Origin of the sequence: Halobacillus sp. B23F22_1, assembly GCF_043497005.1 — a bacterium.
Lineage (GTDB): Bacteria > Bacillota > Bacilli > Bacillales > Halobacillaceae > Halobacillus_A.
Map to the genome: position 1 here is coordinate 1,402,988 of NZ_JBIEKE010000001.1, position 20,117 is coordinate 1,423,104.

18 protein-coding genes are annotated in these 20,117 nt (G+C 39.0%); 15 read left to right on the forward strand and 3 right to left on the reverse strand.

Annotated elements, in window-relative coordinates; genetic code table 11:
• Nucleotides 1-88: 88 nt before the first annotated feature.
• From ilvD to hpaB, 11 genes are all read left to right on the forward strand, one after another.
• Nucleotides 89-1,783: a dihydroxy-acid dehydratase gene (gene ilvD, locus ACGTNH_RS07065; RefSeq protein ID WP_394585959.1), complete on the forward strand. Its 1,695-nt coding sequence runs from the start codon at nucleotides 89-91 to the stop codon at nucleotides 1,781-1,783.
• A 299-nt stretch (nucleotides 1,784-2,082) separates the two neighbouring features.
• The gene (locus ACGTNH_RS07070; protein WP_394585960.1) at nucleotides 2,083-3,444 is read left to right on the forward strand and encodes an aspartate aminotransferase family protein; all 1,362 of its coding nucleotides are present in this window, start codon (nucleotides 2,083-2,085) and stop codon (nucleotides 3,442-3,444) included.
• A complete protein-coding gene (locus ACGTNH_RS07075; protein WP_394585961.1) occupies nucleotides 3,441-4,976 on the forward strand; it encodes a pyridoxal phosphate-dependent decarboxylase family protein in 1,536 nt (511 codons plus the stop codon). The genes ACGTNH_RS07070 and ACGTNH_RS07075 overlap by 4 nt, the downstream gene beginning before the upstream one ends.
• Entirely contained in the window at nucleotides 4,973-6,736 is a 1,764-nt protein-coding gene (locus tag ACGTNH_RS07080) for an IucA/IucC family protein (protein ID WP_394585962.1), read from the forward strand. The genes ACGTNH_RS07075 and ACGTNH_RS07080 overlap by 4 nt, the downstream gene beginning before the upstream one ends.
• Nucleotides 6,737-6,752: 16 nt before the next feature.
• Entirely contained in the window at nucleotides 6,753-7,298 is a 546-nt protein-coding gene (locus ACGTNH_RS07085) for a GNAT family N-acetyltransferase (RefSeq protein ID WP_394586150.1), read from the forward strand.
• Nucleotides 7,279-8,604, forward strand: coding sequence for a lysine N(6)-hydroxylase/L-ornithine N(5)-oxygenase family protein (locus ACGTNH_RS07090; RefSeq protein WP_394585963.1), 1,326 nt, complete (start codon nucleotides 7,279-7,281; stop codon nucleotides 8,602-8,604). Before ACGTNH_RS07085 ends, ACGTNH_RS07090 begins: the two co-directional genes overlap by 20 nt.
• Nucleotides 8,591-10,387 (forward strand): IucA/IucC family protein, encoded by a 1,797-nt coding sequence (locus ACGTNH_RS07095; protein ID WP_394585965.1) that lies wholly within the window; start codon nucleotides 8,591-8,593, stop codon nucleotides 10,385-10,387. The genes ACGTNH_RS07090 and ACGTNH_RS07095 overlap by 14 nt, the downstream gene beginning before the upstream one ends.
• A gap of 70 nt (nucleotides 10,388-10,457) precedes the next feature.
• The gene (locus ACGTNH_RS07100) at nucleotides 10,458-11,030 is read left to right on the forward strand and encodes a histidine phosphatase family protein (protein ID WP_394585966.1); all 573 of its coding nucleotides are present in this window, start codon (nucleotides 10,458-10,460) and stop codon (nucleotides 11,028-11,030) included.
• 386 nt (nucleotides 11,031-11,416) lie between these two features.
• A complete protein-coding gene (locus tag ACGTNH_RS07105; RefSeq protein WP_394585967.1) occupies nucleotides 11,417-11,542 on the forward strand; it encodes a hypothetical protein in 126 nt (41 codons plus the stop codon).
• A 198-nt stretch (nucleotides 11,543-11,740) separates the two neighbouring features.
• The gene (gene aceA / locus ACGTNH_RS07110; RefSeq protein WP_394585968.1) at nucleotides 11,741-13,033 is read left to right on the forward strand and encodes an isocitrate lyase; all 1,293 of its coding nucleotides are present in this window, start codon (nucleotides 11,741-11,743) and stop codon (nucleotides 13,031-13,033) included.
• 335 nt (nucleotides 13,034-13,368) lie between these two features.
• Complete coding sequence (gene hpaB / locus ACGTNH_RS07115; RefSeq protein ID WP_394585969.1) at nucleotides 13,369-14,820, forward strand: 4-hydroxyphenylacetate 3-monooxygenase, oxygenase component; 1,452 nt, start codon at nucleotides 13,369-13,371, stop codon at nucleotides 14,818-14,820.
• 168 nt (nucleotides 14,821-14,988) lie between these two features.
• On the opposite strand, the gene ACGTNH_RS07120 is transcribed toward hpaB, so the two are convergent.
• Both ACGTNH_RS07120 and ACGTNH_RS07125 read right to left on the reverse strand, forming a co-directional pair.
• The gene (locus ACGTNH_RS07120; RefSeq protein WP_394585970.1) at nucleotides 14,989-15,126 is read right to left on the reverse strand and encodes a hypothetical protein; all 138 of its coding nucleotides are present in this window, start codon (nucleotides 15,124-15,126) and stop codon (nucleotides 14,989-14,991) included.
• A 70-nt stretch (nucleotides 15,127-15,196) separates the two neighbouring features.
• On the reverse strand, nucleotides 15,197-16,333 hold the full coding sequence (locus ACGTNH_RS07125) for a zinc-dependent alcohol dehydrogenase (RefSeq protein WP_394585971.1): 1,137 nt from the start codon (nucleotides 16,331-16,333) through the stop codon (nucleotides 15,197-15,199).
• A gap of 105 nt (nucleotides 16,334-16,438) precedes the next feature.
• Here ACGTNH_RS07125 and ACGTNH_RS07130 point away from each other — a divergent pair, with 105 nt between their 5' ends.
• Entirely contained in the window at nucleotides 16,439-16,651 is a 213-nt protein-coding gene (locus tag ACGTNH_RS07130; protein ID WP_394585972.1) for a YozQ family protein, read from the forward strand.
• Nucleotides 16,652-16,666: 15 nt separating this feature from the next.
• Here ACGTNH_RS07130 and ACGTNH_RS07135 read toward each other — a convergent pair whose 3' ends face one another.
• Entirely contained in the window at nucleotides 16,667-17,059 is a 393-nt protein-coding gene (locus ACGTNH_RS07135) for a hypothetical protein (RefSeq protein ID WP_394585973.1), read from the reverse strand.
• A 103-nt stretch (nucleotides 17,060-17,162) separates the two neighbouring features.
• Between ACGTNH_RS07135 and ACGTNH_RS07140 the strand changes: the two genes are divergently transcribed.
• From ACGTNH_RS07140 to ACGTNH_RS07150, 3 genes are read left to right on the forward strand one after another with little or no spacing between them, the layout of a single operon-like run.
• Nucleotides 17,163-17,888: a response regulator transcription factor gene (locus ACGTNH_RS07140; RefSeq protein WP_444875029.1), complete on the forward strand. Its 726-nt coding sequence runs from the start codon at nucleotides 17,163-17,165 to the stop codon at nucleotides 17,886-17,888.
• On the forward strand, nucleotides 17,885-19,237 hold the full coding sequence (locus tag ACGTNH_RS07145) for a sensor histidine kinase (protein WP_394585976.1): 1,353 nt from the start codon (nucleotides 17,885-17,887) through the stop codon (nucleotides 19,235-19,237). The genes ACGTNH_RS07140 and ACGTNH_RS07145 overlap by 4 nt, the downstream gene beginning before the upstream one ends.
• Before the next feature lie 49 nt (nucleotides 19,238-19,286).
• Nucleotides 19,287-19,988, forward strand: a complete 702-nt coding sequence (locus ACGTNH_RS07150; protein WP_394585977.1) for a PepSY domain-containing protein — start codon at nucleotides 19,287-19,289, stop codon at nucleotides 19,986-19,988.
• Nucleotides 19,989-20,117 lie beyond the last annotated feature (129 nt).

Consider the following 20,117-nt stretch of genomic DNA (forward strand, 5'->3'; position numbering starts at 1 on the left):
ATTGCGAACTGCAGCCTAAATCTGTATCATCATTGTAAGTAGCTTTAATTTAACTCTACATGCATTTATATAAGGAAGGATGAACAAAATGGATGAGAAAAAAGATTTGCGAATCAGAAGTAAAGTTATCAGCGAAGGAGTGAACCGTGTTCCAAACCGCTCCATGCTTCGCGCGGTAGGCTTCAAAGATGAAGATTTCAAAAAGCCTATGATCGGAATTGCAAGTACTTGGAGCGAAGTTACACCGTGTAACGTACATATTGACGATTTAGCGAAGGAAGCCAAATCAGGTGCTTCAAACAGCGGTGGTGCTCCAATGATCTTTAATACCATTACAGTTTCTGATGGTATAGCAATGGGACACGAAGGCATGCATTACTCTTTACCAAGCCGGGAAATTATTGCAGATTCTATAGAGACCGTAACAAATGCTGAACGTCTTGATGGTGTAGTAGCGATTGGGGGGTGCGATAAGACAACACCTGGATGTCTAATGGCTATTGGACGTATGAACATTCCATCAGTATATGTTTATGGTGGAACTATTCAGCCAGGGAAATTGAAAGGAAAAGACATCGATATCGTTTCTTCTTTTGAAGCAGTTGGTCAGTATCATGAAGGAAATATCAATGAGGAAGAACTCCATCAAGTCGAGTGTCATGCTTGTCCAGGTGCAGGAGCATGTGGAGGCATGTATACAGCCAACACGATGGCTGCTGCTGTGGAAGCATTAGGGATGAGTATTCCAGGATCATCTTCAACTCCTGCAGTAAATGATTATAAAGAACAAGAATGTAAGCAGGCAGGAGAAATGGTAATCGATCTTCTCGAAAAAGGAATATATCCTAGGGACATTATGACGAAGAAAGCATTTGAAAATGCTATTACTGTAGTTATGGCACTGGGTGGATCTACGAATGCCTTCCTACATTTAACAGCCATGGCTCATTCAGCAGGTGTAGATCTATCCCTTGATGATTTTGAGCGTGTGCGCCAAAACGTACCGCATTTGGCTGATATGAAGCCGAGTGGAAAATACGTAATGCAGGACCTTTATGAAGTAGGCGGTGTTCCAGCGGTTATGAAGGTATTGCTTGAAGAAGGCCTTTTACATGGGGACTGCCTTACAGTAACTGGTAAAACATTGGCGGAGAATTTGACGGAAGCCGATCCATTAAAAGAAGGCCAACAAGTGATCGTACCATTCGATGAGCCTATTAAACCAAATGGACCACTTGTTCTGCTAAAAGGGAATCTTGCCCCTGAGGGAGCGGTTGCTAAAATGTCAGGACAAAAAGCGAGCCGTTTTGAAGGGCCGGCTCGTGTATTTGATAGTGAAGCAGAGGCTACAACAGCTATAGTTGATAATAAAGTAAAAGAAGGTGACGTAGTTGTCATTCGTAATGTAGGACCAAAAGGCGGACCAGGAATGCCGGAAATGCTGTCTATAACAGCGATGATCGTAGGTAAAGGCCTTGGTGGAAAAGTAGCGCTTCTAACTGACGGTCGTTTTTCCGGAGGTTCGCATGGCTTCGTTATTGGACACGTAGCGCCTGAAGCAGTCGTGGGAGGTCCTATTGGATTGCTGAAAGAAGGAGATACTATTACGATTGACAGTGAGACACAGCAGATTAATTTTGATGTATCTGAGGAAGAACTAGCACAAAGACGTAATGAGTGGCTTCGTCCTGAATTGAAGTATAAAACGGGGATGCTGGCGAAGTACGCGCGTCTCGTTTCCTCCTCTGCTAAAGGCGCAGTCACTGACTTGGATCTAGAATAAAACAAAATAAGCTTTATGTTTAAAAGATAGTGATAAAGACCCCGAATGACCGGCAAGCATTATTCAAGAAAATTCATTTTTATAAAGAGGCGCTCTTATGGGCGTCTCTTTTTTCTGCATAAAAAACACAATAGTAAACAAGTGTAAATGTAAGTAGTTTAATATTCCTAATTATTATATAATCCTCCCCTTATAAAAATAAGAGAGTAATGCATAAGTATCATTGACAATGAAAATCATTATCAATTAAGCTGTAAGAGCAATGCGATTGATAATGATTTTCATTTAGGAGGATTTTTATGTCTATAGATACAGCAGCAACCAATGATGCATTACTGAACACGCAGTCTAACCGGGAATCTAACGCAAGGTCATATCCTCGTAGAATTCCGATAGCCATTAATAAAGCAGAAGGTATTCATATTACTGATATGAATGGAAAAACATACTACGATTGTTTGGCTGGAGCAGGAACGCTGGCTCTTGGTCATAATCATCCAGTAGTCATTGAAGCAATGAAAACAGTATTAGATGCTCAAAATCCTTTGCATACGTTGGATATCACGACACCTGTCAAAGAAAATTTTGTTAGTGAATTATATTCAAACTTACCGGAACCTCTTGCTTCAAAAGCAAAGATACAATTTTGCGGCCCCACAGGTGGAGACGCGATAGAAGCAGCTTTGAAATTAGTAAAGACGGCCACAGGCCATAGAAGTATAATTACGTTCCACGGAGGCTATCACGGATCTACTCACGCCACGATGTCTATAAGTGGGACACGCGGTCCAAAAGAAAAAGTTAACGGTCTTATGCCAGATGCAAATTTTATGCCTTATCCGTATAAATACCGCTGTCCATTCGGGCTAGGAGGAAAGCAAACGCATCAAGTTAGCATTCAATATATTGAAAATATGCTCGATGATCCTGAAAGTGGAATTCTTCCTCCAGCAGCAATGATATTCGAGGTGGTTCAAGGAGAAGGAGGGTCCATCCCTGCTGATATCGAATGGGTGAAAGAGATGAGAAGAATTACGAAAGAGCGGGGGATTCCTCTCATTATTGATGAAATTCAAACAGGCATAGGAAGAACCGGTAAATTCTTTGCGTTTGAGCACGCAGATATTGTTCCTGATGTGATTGTTTTATCTAAAGCAATAGGAGGGAGTCTTCCATTATCAGTTGTGGTTTACGATGAGTCTCTTGATCAGTGGGAGCCAGGAGCGCATATTGGAACATTCAGAGGGAATCAAATGGCTATGGCAGCAGGAACAGCGACAATGAAATATATAAAGGACCATAATCTGATGCGTCACGCAGCCGAAATGGGAGAGCGCTTAATGGGGTCCCTATTACAATTACAAGATTATACACCGGAAATAGGCGAAGTTAGAGGACGCGGGTTAATGATAGGAATGGAAATGGTGCAGCCTGAGTTTAACCGCGCAAAAAATGGGAGCCACCCAGCTAACCCGAATTTGGCTAGTAAAATTCAATCAGAAAGTCTAAAGCGCGGACTAATTGTTGAAGTCGGCGGCAGACACGGGTGTGTCATAAGAATACTTCCCCCATTAATCATAACTAAAGAACAAGTTGATGAAGTTGCTAGTATTCTAAAGAATGCTATTAAAGAAGCAAAACTAGCGGGGGTGAGTGAATGAAACGATTTGAGGTAAAAGATGACGCAGAAGCGTACAAGCAGTCATTTGATCATTTATTCCTTCATAGCGGACAAGAAGGCATTAAAGCATTTGAAGAAATGATGGAGAACCTTACTAACGAGTTAATAGATTTTCATATGCAGCAAACTCAACCATACAGTGGAAAGTCACCTGCTGAAATAGAAAGAGAAATGATTAGGTTAAAGCCGGCAAGTGAACAGGGAGAATCGTTTTCTTGTTATTTAAAAGAGTTAGAGGAGACTGTTTTAAAGAACAGTCTCCACGTAACTCACCATAAAGCAATTGGACATTTACACTGTCCGCCTCTTCTCCCGACTTTAGCTGCAGAGCTTATTATTGCAGCTTTTAACCAATCAATGGACTCGTGGGATCAAAGTCCGTCGGCTAGTTTTGTAGAAGAAAAAATGATTCAGTGGCTCATTCAACAATTTAATTTAAAAAAAGAATCGAGCGGCACTTTTTCAAGTGGAGGCACCCAATCGAATTATATGGGGCTCTTATTAGCCAGAGACTATTATTGTGATAAGAAATTCGGCCATAATGTTCAGAAAAAAGGACTGCCGCCGCAATTGAATAAGCTTAAGATCTTATGCTCAGAAGAGGCTCATTTCACTGTTATAAAGTCAGCTTCCCAATTAGGGCTCGGAGAAGAGGCTGTTGTTAAAGTTAAGACAGATCAAGACCATAAGTTATGCCTTCAGGATATAGAGGAAAAATATAACCAGCTGAGAAAAAACGGGGAGTTTCCTTTTGCCTTAGTGGCTACTTGCGGCACCACAGATTTTGGGAGCATCGATCCGTTAGAAGATCTAGCTGCTTTTACAAAAGAAAACGACCTTTGGTATCACGTCGATGCTGCATTTGGAGGAGCTCTTATTTTAAGCGGCTCACATTACGAGAAACTAAACGGAATTGAAAGAGCTGACTCCATTGCAGTAGATTTTCATAAATTATTCTATCAGCCTATAAGCTGCGGCGCATTTTTGCTAAAGGATGAAAAAAACTTCAAGTATCTCAATCATCATGCTGACTACTTAAACCCTAAAGAAGATGATGAAGAAGGGATTCCTAATCTGGTGAATAAAACAATTTCGACTTCAAGACGCTTCGATGCGTTAAAGCTCTGGACTTCTTTGAGGGTCGTAGGAACAAACAAGTTTCGGGAAATGATTGATCACACGTTTGCCATTGCCCAGCAAACTGCTGATGTTATTGATGAAATGGATGATATAGAGGCAGGCAACCGATATCCAGAGCTGAATACTGTTCTTTTTCGATTTAACTCTAAAGAAGGACCGGCTGCTGATTTAGATGAAATTAATAAACAGATTCAGCAGCACCTTTTATATAAGGGAACTGCATTCGTTGCTAAAACGAAGGTGAATAAGGAAGTCTATTTAAAATTTACGATACTTAATCCAAGAACGGATTTGTCAGATGTAAAATCTATTTTAAGTGAAGTGTGGCAATTAGGGATGAAAGAGATTGAGAACAGGAGGGTAACTATATGAAAAATTACAAATTACTTGCTGAAGAGGCGACGATGCAGAGTTTTTTAAATTGTTATTTAAGAGAGACAAATAATTTTCAGTTGATGAATAATGCTTCTCAGAATAAAGAAGATTTAACTCTTGAAACAGAACTGCCAGGTCAAGAAGTAACGATTTCAGCACCTGTAAAGTATTGGTCTCTAACAGGTCGTCATACGTTTAACTTTCCACTTATATTAAAAAATAATCAATCTTCAGTAAAGCTTGATTACCTAACTTTAGTTTCTATTATCCTGAAGGAATTATCACTGGAGAATGGTAGAGAAGGTGCAGAAGACGAACTCATGCTTCGTGTGATATTAAGCTGTCAGAAAATCAATGAGTACTTAGAGAGGCGCGAATTTGATACGGAACAGCTTTTAGATCTGGAATTTGATTTTATCGATGCAGAACAGTCTTTGCTGCTTGGTCACCTCATGCATCCTACACCGAAAAGCAGGCAAGGGCTTACGGAAAAGGAAGACCAATTGTATTCTCCAGAATATAAAGGCAAATTCCAGCTTCATTACTTTAAAGCAAAGGAAGAAGTTATTATACAAGATTCGTCCTTAGGACGGAAAGCATCGAAAGAAGTCATTCATCAATTAATGAAAGATCCTGCAGTCGATAACGAATGGCTTCAGAAAAATATAGAAGATGGATTTTCTCTTCTTCCTGTTCATCCGCTTCAGGCAAAAGATATGCTGGACAATAAGGAAGTTAATGAACTAATGGAAAATGAGAGTTTGTTTTACTTGGGAGCCATAGGTTCTCCTTATCAACCAACTTCATCATTTCGAACGGTATATAACAAGCACTCAGATTACATGTTTAAATTTTCGCTGCCGATCAAGATCACTAATTCTCTAAGGGGAAATCTTCAAAAAGAACTCGACAGAGGCGTAGAAATTTCACGTTTGTTCAATACAGAACTTGGAACAGCATTGAGCAGTAATTTTCCCGGCTTTCACATCATTGAAGACCCTGCTTACATCAAATTAAACGTAAAAAATTCAATAGTAGCGTATGATGCTGTACTGCGGGAAAATCCTTTTAAAGATAAGAACTCGACCTCAGTTTCATTGGCAGCGGGACTTTGTCAGGAGCAGGGGTATGAACAAAACTCAAGATTATTTTCTATCATTAATCATCTTAGTGAACGCGAAGGACGCAGTACGGAACAAGTAAGTAAAGATTGGTTTAAGAATTACTTATCCCTATCTTTAAAACCAGTACTCTGGTTATTTGAAAATTATGGTGTAGCTCTTGAAGCGCATCAGCAAAACTCCTTAATCAGACTTTCAGAAGGTTATCCGGAAGCTTTTTATTATCGTGACAACCAGGGTTATTATTTTAGTGAAGATCAAGCTTATAAGCTTAAGGAATATTTGCCGGATCTTAATAACTCCAGTGACACGATTTGCAAAGATGAGGTAGCGGTAGAAAGACTGAGATATTACTTTTTCTTTAACCATATTTTTGGATTGATTAATAGTTTTGGCAGCAACGGTTTAGTACGTGAAGAAGTGTTATTTGACTTACTAAGAGAGGAACTGCAGAAGCACAATAAAGCGAATCCTCTCATTCACAGCCTCTTATATGAGAAGAATCTTCCATGTAAAGCTAACTTATTAACCCGGTTTCATGATATGGATGAATTACAAGGGTCATTAGAAACGCAGTCTGTCTATACACAGGTAAGTAATCCATTAGTCAGCAGGGTTGGTACCTATGAAGCATAGTGTTATAGATAGAGCATTGAATATTGAAATTGCTTTTAGAGATTTTGACATGGAAAATGATTTTTCTCGAATCTATAAATGGATGCACCAGCCTTATGTTATTCCATTTTGGCAGTTAAACTTACCAAAGGAAAAATTGCGGAACCATATGAGGGCGGCCATAGAGGATACTCATCAGTCTCTTTATATTGGTTCAATTGATGGTCAACCCATGAGTTATTGGGAAGCTTATTGGGTGCAGGGCGATGTCGTGGAAAAATATTATGAAGCAGAGCCTTATGATCAAGGAATCCATTTGTTAATAGGAGAAAAAGAGTATTTAGGGAAAGGATGGTCTTTGCCGCTGCTTCGTGAGATGGTTGATTTTCAATTTAAATGGAAGACAACGCAAAAAGTAATCGCAGAACCTGACCATAAAAATGAAAAAATGATTCATGTATTTGAAAAATGCGGCTTTAAGAAAATAAAAAAAATAGAACTGCCCGATAAGACGGGATTACTCATGTTCTGTGATCGAGAAGATTTTGAAAAGAGGTGGAAGTATGACACAACATATCTATGATGTTATCGGGGTAGGTTTAGGACCATTTAACCTGGGGCTGGCAGCATTAACGGAAGAAACTGATGAAATTGACGCTGTCTTTTTCGAAAAACAGGAGGAGTTTAATTGGCACCCAGGTATGATGATCCATGGCACTACTCTGCAGGTCCCTTTCTTTGCTGATCTCGTCAGCCTGGCCGATGTGAAAAGTGATTACAGCTTTCTCAACTATTTGCAACAGAACGGACGGCTGTACCACTTTTATTTCTTAGAGAAATTTCATATTTCAAGAAAGGAATACAATGATTACTGCCGCTGGGTTTCTGAACAGCTAAGCACTTGTCAATTCGGGATGGAAGTTACTAGTGTACGCCCCATAGTAAGCTGCGGGAAGCAAATTTACGAAGTCATCGTGAGTCATTTTTCCCGGAGAGAAGAGGTTTATTATACAGAAAATATTGCAATGGGAATTGGGTCAGTGGCATCAATCCCCCATCACTTAAAAGGGCTTGGTGATACAGTCTTTCATTCTTCGGAGTATATGTATAAAAAAGATATAGTAGAGCAGGCACAGTCAATTACAGTCGTCGGTTCTGGTCAAAGTTCGGCAGAAATCATTCTTGATTTAATCAATCAGCGAGGTACGTCAGCGGACATTCATTGGTACACACGATCCCATGGATTTTTTCCAATGGAATACTCCAAGCTAGGGTTAGAGCATTTTTCACCAGACTATACGAACTTTTTTTACAAACTTACTCAAGAAAAGAAGGATAAGCTGCTAAGGAAACAAGATTTGCTTTATAAAGGGATTAGTGCTGAAACTATTGGAGATATTTATGATGCATTGTACGAAGGTACTGTTGGAGACCCAGAGATGAATGTCCATCTTCAAGCGATGTCCGAAATTAAGGCGATTGAATCAGCAGGAGAATCATGGATAATTAGCGGACAACAACTCGTTAGTGAAGAGGAATTTGAGCGGCAAAGTGAAATTGTCATTCTGGGCACTGGGTATGAACCGGCTGTTCCACACTTTCTGTCACCGCTCAGCCATGAGCTTTACTGGGATGAAAAAGGAAGATATGAAGTAGATGAAAACTATGCATTGAAGAGCGATTTAACTCCTTCTATTTATGTGCAGAATGGAGAAATGCACACTCACGGAGTAGGTGCTCCTGATCTTGGGCTAGGGGCTTACCGAAATAGTGTAATTATAAACAGCATAGCAGGCAAAGAGATTTACCCTATGCAGGAAGACTATGTTTTTCAAACTTTTGGAGTAGAAAAAATGAATAGAAAGAAGGGGACTCATGTTATACGCTGAACAAATTAATTCCGTCCTTCATCATAATGATTGGATGAAAGTTAATCAGAAGCTGCTGGCTAAAATGATAGCAGAATACATGTATGAGGATATGATTAAGCCTCAATTAATAAAAGAAGGAGAATGGGCAGATTATCAATTAACCATTCATGAAGAAAAATATTATACCTTTCAAGCGAAGACTAGATATTTTAATAGCTATCAGGTGGTGGAAAGTTCCATCGAGGTTGTAGAAGGAGAAGAATATCGAAAAGCAACAAGTGCAATAGAATTTCTATTAGATATTCAGCCTCTTATCGGGATGTCATCAGAAACTGCAGGTCATTTAGTAAAAGAACTAAATCATACGCTGCTTGCTGATTCACATTTATTACAAGGAGCCTCTACTCCTTCTGACCAGTTAATTAAAGAGGATTATTCAAATCTTGAAGGGGAGATGTCAGGTCACCCTTGGATTACTTACAATAAGGGGCGGATTGGATTTGGATACGATGACTATTTGAACTATGCTCCAGAACGGCAGAAGGAGGTTCAACTACTTTGGATTGCAGTTCATAAAGAGCGGGCATCCTTTCAATCTGTGCAGGGTCTTTCTTACAACCATTTAATAGAGAATGAACTAAGTAAGAATGAACGAGAAAGACTTTACGCTCAATTAGAAGATTACAAAGCATCAAAAGAGAACTATTATATTATGCCGATTCATGAGTGGCAGTGGAAAAATGTTATTATACAACAGTTCTCTGAGGATCTGGCTCATCAATTGATTATTCCTCTAGATAAGGGAGAGGACCATTATCTTCCTCAGCAATCAATTAGGACATTTGTTAACACAGACCACCCCTTTAAGAAACATGTGAAAGTACCAATGGGGATTTTAAATACACTTGTGTATAGAGGGTTGCCGGCTGAGCGTACTTTAATTGCACCTCAGATCACCGAATTTATTAAAGGAATTTATGAAAAAGATTTATTTTTAAAAGAGAAGTGCCGGGTTATTTTACCGGGAGAAGTTGCCAGTATAAATGTCTCGCATAAATATTATGAACAACTGAAGAATGCTCCTTATCAATATCTCGAGATGCTAGGTGTAATATGGAGAGAGAGTATTTACAGCTATCTTGAGGATGGGGAACAAGCCATTACATTAGCGGCATTGCTGCATGAAGATCAAGAAGGCAAGCCTTATGTGCAGAGTTTAATGGAAGCATCCGGCTTATCTCCTGAAAAATGGGTGGAAAAATTATTCGAAGTTCTAATGGAACCGCTGCTGCATTTTATCTATCAATATGGAACTGTATTTTCGCCTCATGGGCAGAATACAATTATTGTCTTAAAAAACCATCAGCCCCACCGACTCGCTGTAAAGGACTTCGTTGATGATGTAAACATAAGCGACCAGCCTTTTGATGAATTAAAAGATTTACCGGATGGAATAAAAGAAGTCCTTCGTAGTGAGCCGCCTGAAGGATTAACACAGTTTATCTTTACTGGTTTGTTTATTTGCCACTTGCGCTATTTAGCCAGTATTTTAGATGATCATCAATTAATGGGGGAGGGCGATCTATGGAAATCTCTGGCTGCATCCATCCACAATTATCAAAGTAAATTCCCTCACTTGAATGATCGATTCGAGATTTTCGACTTTTTCAAAGAGAAGTTTACAAAGCTATGTCTGAATCGAAACCGCATGGTAGATTATGGATATGGGGATGGAGATGATCGTCCTCATGCTTCTGAATTTGGTAAAGTAAACAATGCTCTTGCCCTGTGGAAAAGATGAAGTCCTTGCTCCGGCAAGGGCTTTTTCACTTTTTTATGTGATAAAATACTGGGGTAAGGGAGGCGCTCGTATGAAAATTGGATTGATCAGGCACGGAAGCACTGCATGGAATAAGGCTGGGAGGGCACAAGGGCATTCAGACATCCCCCTGGATATGCAAGGCCATGCTGACGCCCTGGCATTAGGGAAAAAGTTAAACAAAAATGAATGGGCTTGTATATACAGTAGTGATTTGATGAGAGCTCATGAAACTTCAAAAAGAATCATTGAGGGAGGATTAAGGGCTGAGTTAATTACCGACAAGCGTTTACGAGAGGTTGGAGGAGGGCGAATAGAAGGAACGACGGAAGAAGAACGCATCGCTAAATGGGGTGAAGAATGGTGGAAGTTAGCACTAGGTATTGAAACAAAAGAAACCGCGCTCAAGCGTGGCTTGGATTTTCTAACAGATGTAACCAATAAACATGAAAATGAAAGTATACTTATTGTCAGTCATGGTTCTTTATTAAAACACTTAATGGGTGAACTGCTGGGTAAACAAATGGAGCAGTCTTTAGACAATACGTCACTATCTATTCTGGAACTTATAGATGAACGGTGGGAATGGAAAGTTTTAAACGATTTAAGTCATCTACATAGTTAATATGCAAGTTGGTTCAGGCAGGTATTCAAACATGAGAAATTGCCGCACACTTGTTTTAGCTAATATAGCTGCAGATTTCAGCGAGAAAGACTACATTTTGTACTTACGTTTAATTTAACAAATAAATCTCTATTTACATAAGGTTGAAATAGCTCGCCAGCATGAGGCGAGTTTTTTTGTGCAAATTAGTTTAACGGATGTTCATTTTTTATATTACTCTCCTCCTTATAAAAAATTGGGGCTCAAATGACTTTCACTAAAGGATTCCAGATAAAAAATTCTAAAAATTTAAAAATAAGGGTTGCAAAAATAAAATTCTCAGCGTACACTGTTTTATAACAGTTAATAAATTATTAAATCTGTTATATAAAAAGGAGGAGTTATTAATGAAAACAACTCAAACTAGAAGAAATGTAGGAGTGCCTTGCCCCCAATGTGGTACTGAAGTAGAAGGTGGGAATTATACGTATTTGATGGAATGTAACCACTGTCTTTCTAAAAAGGATGAATAATTTTTTACCTCTACTGTTATATAACATAAACTAATTAATTGGATTAACATATAACAGTTAGAAGGTGAGCATTAGTAGGATAACAGAGCTAGTAGAAAGGAAGGTACCATTAAGTGAGACTTTAACTGAAGATGCTCTAAGCGTATCAGAGCATCTTCATAATTAAAGCTTACCTATATAATTTAAGGAGGAATAATAATGAGAAAAGAGAGAATTGAAGCGTTGCGGCAAGATTGGAAAAACAATGAAAGATGGGAAGGAATTACGCGGCCATATGAGCCGGAAGATGTAATACGACTAAGAGGATCGATTGATATTCAGCATACTCTTGCTGAGCATGGGGCAGAGAAACTATGGAATCTTTTACATAAGGAGGATTATGTACATGCGTTAGGTGCCCTGACAGGTAACCAGGCAATGCAGCAAGTAAAGGCCGGACTGAAAGCAATCTATTTAAGTGGGTGGCAAGTAGCTGCTGATGCCAACCTTTCCGGTCATATGTACCCTGATCAAAGCTTATACCCTGCAAATAGTGTTCCCCAAGTGGTAAAACGAATCAATCAAGCATTACAGAGAGCTGATCAAATTCATCATATGGAAGGAAATGAAGAAATCGATTGGTTTGCCCCAATTGTTGCAGATGCAGAAGCTGGATTTGGGGGACAGCTGAATGTTTTTGAATTAATGAAAGGGATGATCGAAGCCGGGGCTGCGGCTGTGCACTTTGAAGATCAGTTAGCTTCGGAAAAAAAATGTGGTCACTTAGGAGGGAAAGTCCTTCTTCCGACTCAAACTGCCGTACGCAATTTAATTTCAGCTCGCTTTGCAGCTGATACAATGGGCGTCCCTACAATCATTATTGCTCGTACTGACGCAAATGCCGCTAACTTAATTACAAGTGACATAGACCCAGTTGATCATGAGTTTATAACTGGTGAGAGAACAGATGAAGGGTTTTATAAAACAAATGCCGGCATAGATCAAGCCATTGCACGAGGTTTAGCCTATGCACCATATGCCGACCTTATTTGGTGTGAAACCTCTGAGCCCAATATTGAAGAGGCACAAAAGTTTGCTGAAGCGATTCATGCAGAATATCCAGGGAAGTTGTTGGCGTACAATTGTTCACCTTCATTCAATTGGAAGAGTAAGCTTGATGATCAAACAATTGCACAGTTCCAGCAGCGACTATCCCAAATGGGATATAAATTCCAGTTTGTGACACTTGCAGGATTCCATTCCCTGAATCATGGCATGTTTGAACTGGCAAGGCAGTATAAAGACCGTGGAATGGAAGCTTACTCTGAGTTGCAGCAAGATGAATTTGCCAGTGAGCAGCACGGTTACACTGCCACAAGGCACCAACGTGAAGTAGGTACAGGATACTTTGATGAGGTGGCTCAAGTTGTATCGGGGGGAACATCCTCCACCACGGCTCTAAAAGGGTCAACTGAAACAGATCAATTTAACAGTCGAACTATAAAATCATAAAAGGAATCAGACCAGGACAAAACTGAATAAGCACAAAATAATCCGAACGATTTTATTGAAATCAGTTCGGATTATTTATGTTAAAGAAACTGCTTCATTAAAATACTCCCTTTCCAAACACGCATAAGATTTTTCAAAGTAAAGAGCACTTTCCATCGGGATCTTCGGCTCGCGCTGCTCCCACATTTTTACTATGATCACGCTCTGCAATCATATGAATGTTCGTTTTTCTCCTCTCAGCCTTACTTATATCCGATCTCATTTTTGGTATTGACACCTTTCCATTATTGAACCATAAACTATACTATTATTTAAAGCGGAGCTGGGGTGTAGTTATGACCATTATGACAGGTTCGGAGTACTTAGAAAGGATTAACGGGCTGGGGGCGGAAGTTTGGATAGCAGGAGAAAAAGTGACAGGAGACATTTCTGAACACCCTGCTTTTAAAGGAGTAATGACAAGTCAAGCTGAGTTATATGATATGCAGCAGAAAAGTAGTTTTAGCGAACACCTGACCTTTATGGATGATAATAAACAGAAAGTAGGGACCTCATATTTAATCCCAAAAACAAGAGCTGATCTAGAAAAAAGGCGTAGAATGATTCAAACTTGGGCCCGCCGCACAGCAGGTTTGATGGGGAGGAGTCCAGATTATATGAACACGGCACTTGCCGCATTTGCCAGTTCAGTACATCTTTTAAAGGGGCAGCCGAATTGTTTTCCCGAAAACCTTACTAAGTTTTACAAGTACGCAATTTCCAAAGATCTTTCTTTTACCCATACATTTATTAACCCTCAAAACAATCGATCACTTTTGAGTTTTGCAGATGAAGACACGACGAATGCCCGGGTAGTAAAGCGAATGGAAGAGGGGCTTGTTATAAAAGGAGCAAAACTATTAGCAACTCAAGGCGGCATTACAGATGAAATCATTGTGTTTTCTGCACCAGGTATTCAAGATCAATCGCACGCATTTGCTTTTTCGATTCCAAGTAATACAGAGGGAGTTAAATTTGTTTGTCGGAAGTCATTAATTGACGATCACTCACATTATAATTCTCCACTTAGTTCCCGGTTTGAAGAAATGGATGCAGTTGTTATTTTTGATAATGTCCTGGTACCGTGGGAACGAGTGTTTTTTTATGACAACATTAAAACGGCCAACGAGTTTTACAAGAATGGAAATTTTATACCATTTGCGCTTCATCAGATTGTATCGAGACAGGTCATTAAGACAGAGTTTATATTGGGTGTAGCAAAATCGATCGTAGACACTATTAATATTAACGAATACCAGCACGTCCAAAGCAAAGTCTCAGAAATCATAAAAGGTCTGGAAAGCGGTAAAGCATTACTATTAGCTTCAGAGCTTCAAGCAGAAAAAGATGACCGGGGGATCATGATTCCAGATCGCACAGCATTATATGTTGCAGTGAATCAATTTCAAGAAACCTACCCCAGGTTTATAGAAATTGTCCAGCTGTTAGGAGCGAGCGGGATGATTAACCTGCCCGATGAAAAACAATTCAACTCCCCTATAGGCGCCGATTTGGACCATTATTTACAGGGATTTGATGTGAAAGGAAAAGAAAGAGTAAAGCTTTTTCAACTGGCATTTGACCTCTGCATGAGCAGCTTCGGCTCTAGACAAACATTATATGAACGCTTTTTCTTCGGCGACCCTGTCCGGCTTTCGCAAATGATTTATCAAACATATAACATGGATCCATCTATTTCTTTTGTAGAAGAGTTACTAAATAAAACAGACTGTGAGAAAAGTGAATAAAATCATAAAATAATCCGAACAATTCTATTAGTTCGGATTATTTATCCTAAATTGAATGTACAGGGCTCCGTTAAAATACTCCGCTTTCTGCGGGCTCTTCGCCTGATCCAGTTTCCATACGAATCTTCGTATTTTGACATTACTATTTTACTTATGCTCTGTCCTTATTTATATTTTTTTATTGTAATGTTTTGCATGTTGCTCTAACTGCGAATCAGGCTGTTGGTTTGCCACATCCTCTGAGAGTCCTTGACGATTTACTGTTTTAGGGTTTTTGCTTTTATTGGCATTGCTTTTCTTACTCATACCTACACCTCCTAATCGTAGTATGACGAATTAGTAGTGGAAAATATGCATGCCACTCCGTTCTTTTTAATCATGGTTTCAGGACTACTTTAATACAATCGTCGTCTTTTTCATCAAATATGTCGTATCCATGCTCTGCCTGATCAAGCGGCAGGCGGTGAGAGATAATATCAGTGGGATCAAACTCCTTGTTGTTAATTTTATTAAATAATTCTGGAATAAAGTGAATGACAGGCGCCTGCCCCATTTTAAGAGTTATATTTCTAGAGAAAAAATCTCCGAGTGGAAATGCATTGTATCGTGTGCCGTAAACACCAACAAGGCTTACAATGCCACCTTTTCTTACAGATTGGCTGGCTAATTGGATGGCACTTAACGTACCTCCCTGAAGTTTCATAACAGACTCGATTTGTTCAATGATGTTCTTTTTACCATCCATTCCCACACAGTCGATCACAGCATCGGCCCCTCCTTGAGTAATTTCTTTTATATGGGTGCCGAGGTCTTCGAATTTTGTGAAATCAAATATTTCAACATGATTTGATTTTTTAGCGTGTTTTAAACGGTATTGAACGTAGTCAACAGCAATGACTCTTTTGGCCCCTTTCATCCATGCGAATTTCTGAGCTAACAAGCCAACCGGCCCGCAACCTAATATCACTACTGTATCTCCATGTTTTACCTCAGCCTGTTCAATACCCCAGTAGGCGGTAGGGATAATATCGGATAAAAACAAAATTTTTTCGTCTTCCAACTCACAATTTTCGGGTACAACAAATGGGGTGAAATTACCATAGGGAACACGAAGAAGTTCAGCTTGTCCTCCTGGATACCCGCCAAAGGTATCTGAATATCCGAAGTACGCTCCGGCTTGTCCATTAGCATTTGCATGATCACATTGACTTTCCAAGTCCATTTTACAATACATACACTCCCCGCAAGCGATATTAAATGGAACAATTACTCTGTCACCTTTTTTCACTCTTGTTACATCAGGCCCTGTTTCTTCCACAATTCCCATCGGTTCATGTCCGATTATATAGTCTTCATGTAAATTAGGTATCATGCCATGCACTAAATGAAGATCTGATCCACAAATCGCTGTACTTGTAATTCTTACTAGAATATCATCTTTTTCTTTTAACACAGCATTAGGTACTTCTTTAACTTTAATGTCTTTAATGCCTTGGTAGGTCACTGCCTTCATAAATGATCCTCCTTATACAACACAATATACGTATCTTTTGCTTTCCGCACCATGTTTATTCAAGCGTAAATTGCTAATAAATAATATAAAGAGGAGGTTAAATTTATGGAAAAGGAAGAGAGAAAATCAATTGGTGATCGTAAGTATGAAGCGGCTGACTATCAGCGCGAGGATGAAACATCTAAAGGTTTGGCTACGACCCATGAACAAGTATCAGACACTTTAACGGAAGGCACTTATGACGCTGAAGTTGATCAAGTGGACAAGGATGGTCACTTAGTAAGTCATAAAGGGAAAGAATTAAATAAACGTAAATAATGAAAGCCCCGCTGCTTATTGAGCAACGGGGTTTCTGCTTTCTTTGCAATGAGTAAGAAGTTGATCTACATCTTTTAATCGTTCTGTAAAATGAGTGAAATCCTCTTTAGCGTGCAAGTCTAATGATCGGTTAACCTTATACTCAATATAATTTTTTTGTAAAATTAAGTCGTCGTATGTGGTGACATAGCCGGACTGATAATATTCTTCTAACTTTTCTGAAGCCATATGGAACGTATTTGTACTGCTGATCAACGGAATGTACCAACCAATGGGTTCTAAATAATGAGGGGTACCATTTAACATAATTGTGTCATATTTATTAAATGTAAGTGTTTGTCTTAATTCAGAGTAAGCTGCATGCTGTGTATGATCAAATGTCTGAGTAACGATGAGGGGATGAGTCATAAATTTTTCACCTCTTAAGAATGATTTACCTCATTTTAATTGATAATGATTATCAGTGTCAAGAGTTTTGAGAACGAGTCGCTATAAAGAAATATGCTAAACTATGCATAAGCAGCGGCGGAAGGGAGATTTTCTATTGTCAAAACCTGAAGTTTTAATTGTAGAAGATGAAGAAAAAATTGCACGGGTATTACAGCTTGAGCTGGAATTTGAAGGTTACAATATAACGAAGGTCTTCGATGGATTAGAAGCTCTAAATTTGATTCGGGAACAAAGCTGGGATCTTATATTATTAGATGTCATGATTCCGGGAGTAAGCGGTATAGAAGTATTACGGAGAATAAGAGTAAACGATAATAACACTCCTGTATTGTTATTAACCGCTAAAGATTCTGTTGAGGATAAAGTTTCTGGATTAGATTTAGGAGCTAATGATTATATAACTAAGCCTTTTCAAATAGAGGAATTACTGGCGAGAGTTCGGGCTGCGCTGCGCCGGCAATTAAAGGAAGACCTAAACAATGAGGAATGGATTCAAGCAGCCAATCTTAAATTAAATGAAAGGACTTATGAAGTCTTTCGGGATGGTACTTTGATAGATCTGACGCCGAAGGAGTTCAGTTTATTAGCTTACTTACTAAAAAACCAGCGGCAAGTCATTAATCGAGAACAGATCTTAGATGCCGTCTGGGGATATGATTACTATGGAGATACGAATGTAGTTGATGTGTATATTCGATACTTACGTAACAAAATGGACAAGCCTTTTGAACCGTTGCTTATACAAACGGTAAGGGGTGTGGGGTATGTTTTAAGGGACCCAAGATGAAAATCCAAAATAGAATTCACTTATTTACAAGTGTTTTGTTCGTAATTTTATTAATTCTTATTAACGTTGCTATCTATTTCTCCTTTAGTCGAATACTTTTTTCAAGTGAAATTGAATCAACTTCAAAAGAAGCCGAGCACATTATTGAAGAGTTAAATTATGGCACGAACGATATTCCAATTACAGAATTTTTAAGAGCTTATGTACCAGTAAATGGAATGGTGCAAATTATTGATGAGGCCGGCCAAGTAGATGCAGGAATTGCTGCAACTGAAGGGCAGGATCTTCAAGATCGTCGATATGAATTTTACAGAGAAGAAAAATCTGAGATTATAGAATTCAATAATGAACACCTTTCTTTTGTTTCAATTCCTATTATTTGGCAAGAAGGTGAAGTTGCAGCACTGCAAGTGACAGAACGAATGACGACTACCGAACAAAATCTGACCACTCTTCGGTATGTACTGCTTGTTGCTACAGTTATTGGAATTCTTCCTTTATTTATTTCTGCAAGGCTGTTGAGCAATGTGATTATACGACCTATCGCCTCAATGACAAAGACTATGAAAGAAATTAGAGAAGGCGGTCACTTTAAACGGATCGACTTATCTAAAAGGTCGAGAGACGAACTGCATACAATGGTTTTGACTTTTAACGAAATGATGGATTTATTAGAATCAAACTACGAAAAGCAAGAACGTTTTGTGTCAAACGCTTCACATGAATTAAAAACCCCTCTTACCGTGATTGAATCTTATTCAAGTTTGTTAAAAAGAAGAGGGAAAAACAATGAAAAGCTTTTTGACGAAGCAGTTGAAGCCATTCATTCTGAAGCTATTCGAATGAAAGAGTTAACTGTACAGTTGCTGACCCTGGCTAAAAAAGAGGAGCAGTGGAACGTAATGCCTGAGAAACTTGAGCTTAATGAAGTTGTTGAGGAAAGCGTGCAGTCGTTTAATAATGCCTATGGACATAGAGTTATTATTTACTTAGAGAATGAAGTTATAGTAAATGCTGATGAGCAGAAGCTTAAGCAGTTGTTATACATTTTTATGGATAATGCTCGAAAGTATAGTGACGGAAGGATTGATGTACGTGTAGGTAGTGGGGATAATTATGGACGTGTAGATATCGTGGATCGTGGTATAGGCATTGCTGAAGAAGAATTAGATAATGTGTTTGACCGCTTTTACCGGGTAGATCGCTCACGTGAGCGGAAGATTGGTGGATTTGGATTAGGTCTTTCTTTAGCGAAAGAAATAGCTGGAGCAATGAACATAAAGTTGGTATTAAAGAGCGAACCAGGTATAGGCACGCAAGCAACTATAAAAATTCCCCTTTCTCATTAAATTCTCATTTTTTTTATTTAGAATAAAAGAATAGAGGGAGGTAAAATATATGATTCGATCATCTGCCAGGAAATTAATTTTAGCTATAATTGCTTTCGCTTTGTTTATTGTTTTCATATGGCAGATTATCCACAGCGTTTCTTCAGCCGATCCCATGAATGAAAAAGAAGCAGTCGAACAAGTAGAGGGTCAGTATAACGGTGAGGTGACTGAAGTGCAATTGGATGGGGATAAGTACAAGTTTACTTTAACCTCTGAATTAGGAACACATCTTATTTACCTCAATCGTCAAACAGCCGAAGTCATCCACTTAGAACAGGTAGCTTCCATTAAAGATAAAGAAGATTTAACTGATGAAGAGATTAAAGATATAGTATTAAAAGAACAAGACGGTAAAGTTACTTCCATTACTTCAGAGGGGAAAAAAGATGATAAGAAGTTTAAAGTGGTTCTTGAAGATGACCTTACACGCTATAAATACAGCGTTAGTGCACACGGAGAAATCCTAGAAATCGAGGAAGAAGAAAGGCACCATAAAAAACCTCACCAAACGAGAGTATCGGCAGAACATGCAGTAGAAATTACAAGAGCAGAAATATCAGGAAAGGTAGATGATGTGGAATATGAAGAAGGAGAAGAGGGGGAACCACCTCATTTTATAGTGGAGATAGAACGGGGCGATGGCATGGAGGCTGAGATTCAAATCCATGCCATATCCGGGGATGTATTATCAATCAGCTGGGAAGATTAATTAGCTGATGGGCTTTTTTAGATAACGTTCGCTTTATCCATAATAATTGAAGCGGTTCTTAAATCCATTTGACGCCATTAATAAAATCTCTTTTCGAAATAACTATGGTAAGGAAGGCTTGTTATTCTC

Excerpts from the sequence above, each read along its gene's own strand:
- ilvD (WP_394585959.1), top strand. The coding sequence starts at position 89 with ATGGATGAGAAAAAAGATTTGCGAATCAGAAGTAAAGTTATCAGCGAA.
- ACGTNH_RS07070 (WP_394585960.1), top strand. The coding sequence starts at position 2,083 with ATGTCTATAGATACAGCAGCAACCAATGATGCATTACTGAACACGCAG.
- ACGTNH_RS07075 (WP_394585961.1), top strand. The coding sequence starts at position 3,441 with ATGAAACGATTTGAGGTAAAAGATGACGCAGAAGCGTACAAGCAGTCA.
- ACGTNH_RS07080 (WP_394585962.1), top strand. The coding sequence starts at position 4,973 with ATGAAAAATTACAAATTACTTGCTGAAGAGGCGACGATGCAGAGTTTT.
- ACGTNH_RS07090 (WP_394585963.1), top strand. The coding sequence starts at position 7,279 with ATGACACAACATATCTATGATGTTATCGGGGTAGGTTTAGGACCATTT.
- ACGTNH_RS07095 (WP_394585965.1), top strand. The coding sequence starts at position 8,591 with ATGTTATACGCTGAACAAATTAATTCCGTCCTTCATCATAATGATTGG.
- ACGTNH_RS07100 (WP_394585966.1), top strand. The coding sequence starts at position 10,458 with ATGAAAATTGGATTGATCAGGCACGGAAGCACTGCATGGAATAAGGCT.
- ACGTNH_RS07105 (WP_394585967.1), top strand. The coding sequence starts at position 11,417 with ATGAAAACAACTCAAACTAGAAGAAATGTAGGAGTGCCTTGCCCCCAA.
- aceA (WP_394585968.1), top strand. The coding sequence starts at position 11,741 with ATGAGAAAAGAGAGAATTGAAGCGTTGCGGCAAGATTGGAAAAACAAT.
- hpaB (WP_394585969.1), top strand. The coding sequence starts at position 13,369 with ATGACCATTATGACAGGTTCGGAGTACTTAGAAAGGATTAACGGGCTG.
- ACGTNH_RS07120 (WP_394585970.1), bottom strand. The coding sequence starts at position 15,126 with ATGAGTAAGAAAAGCAATGCCAATAAAAGCAAAAACCCTAAAACAGTA.
- ACGTNH_RS07125 (WP_394585971.1), bottom strand. The coding sequence starts at position 16,333 with ATGAAGGCAGTGACCTACCAAGGCATTAAAGACATTAAAGTTAAAGAA.
- ACGTNH_RS07130 (WP_394585972.1), top strand. The coding sequence starts at position 16,439 with ATGGAAAAGGAAGAGAGAAAATCAATTGGTGATCGTAAGTATGAAGCG.
- ACGTNH_RS07135 (WP_394585973.1), bottom strand. The coding sequence starts at position 17,059 with ATGACTCATCCCCTCATCGTTACTCAGACATTTGATCATACACAGCAT.
- ACGTNH_RS07140 (WP_444875029.1), top strand. The coding sequence starts at position 17,163 with ATGCATAAGCAGCGGCGGAAGGGAGATTTTCTATTGTCAAAACCTGAA.
- ACGTNH_RS07145 (WP_394585976.1), top strand. The coding sequence starts at position 17,885 with ATGAAAATCCAAAATAGAATTCACTTATTTACAAGTGTTTTGTTCGTA.
- ACGTNH_RS07150 (WP_394585977.1), top strand. The coding sequence starts at position 19,287 with ATGATTCGATCATCTGCCAGGAAATTAATTTTAGCTATAATTGCTTTC.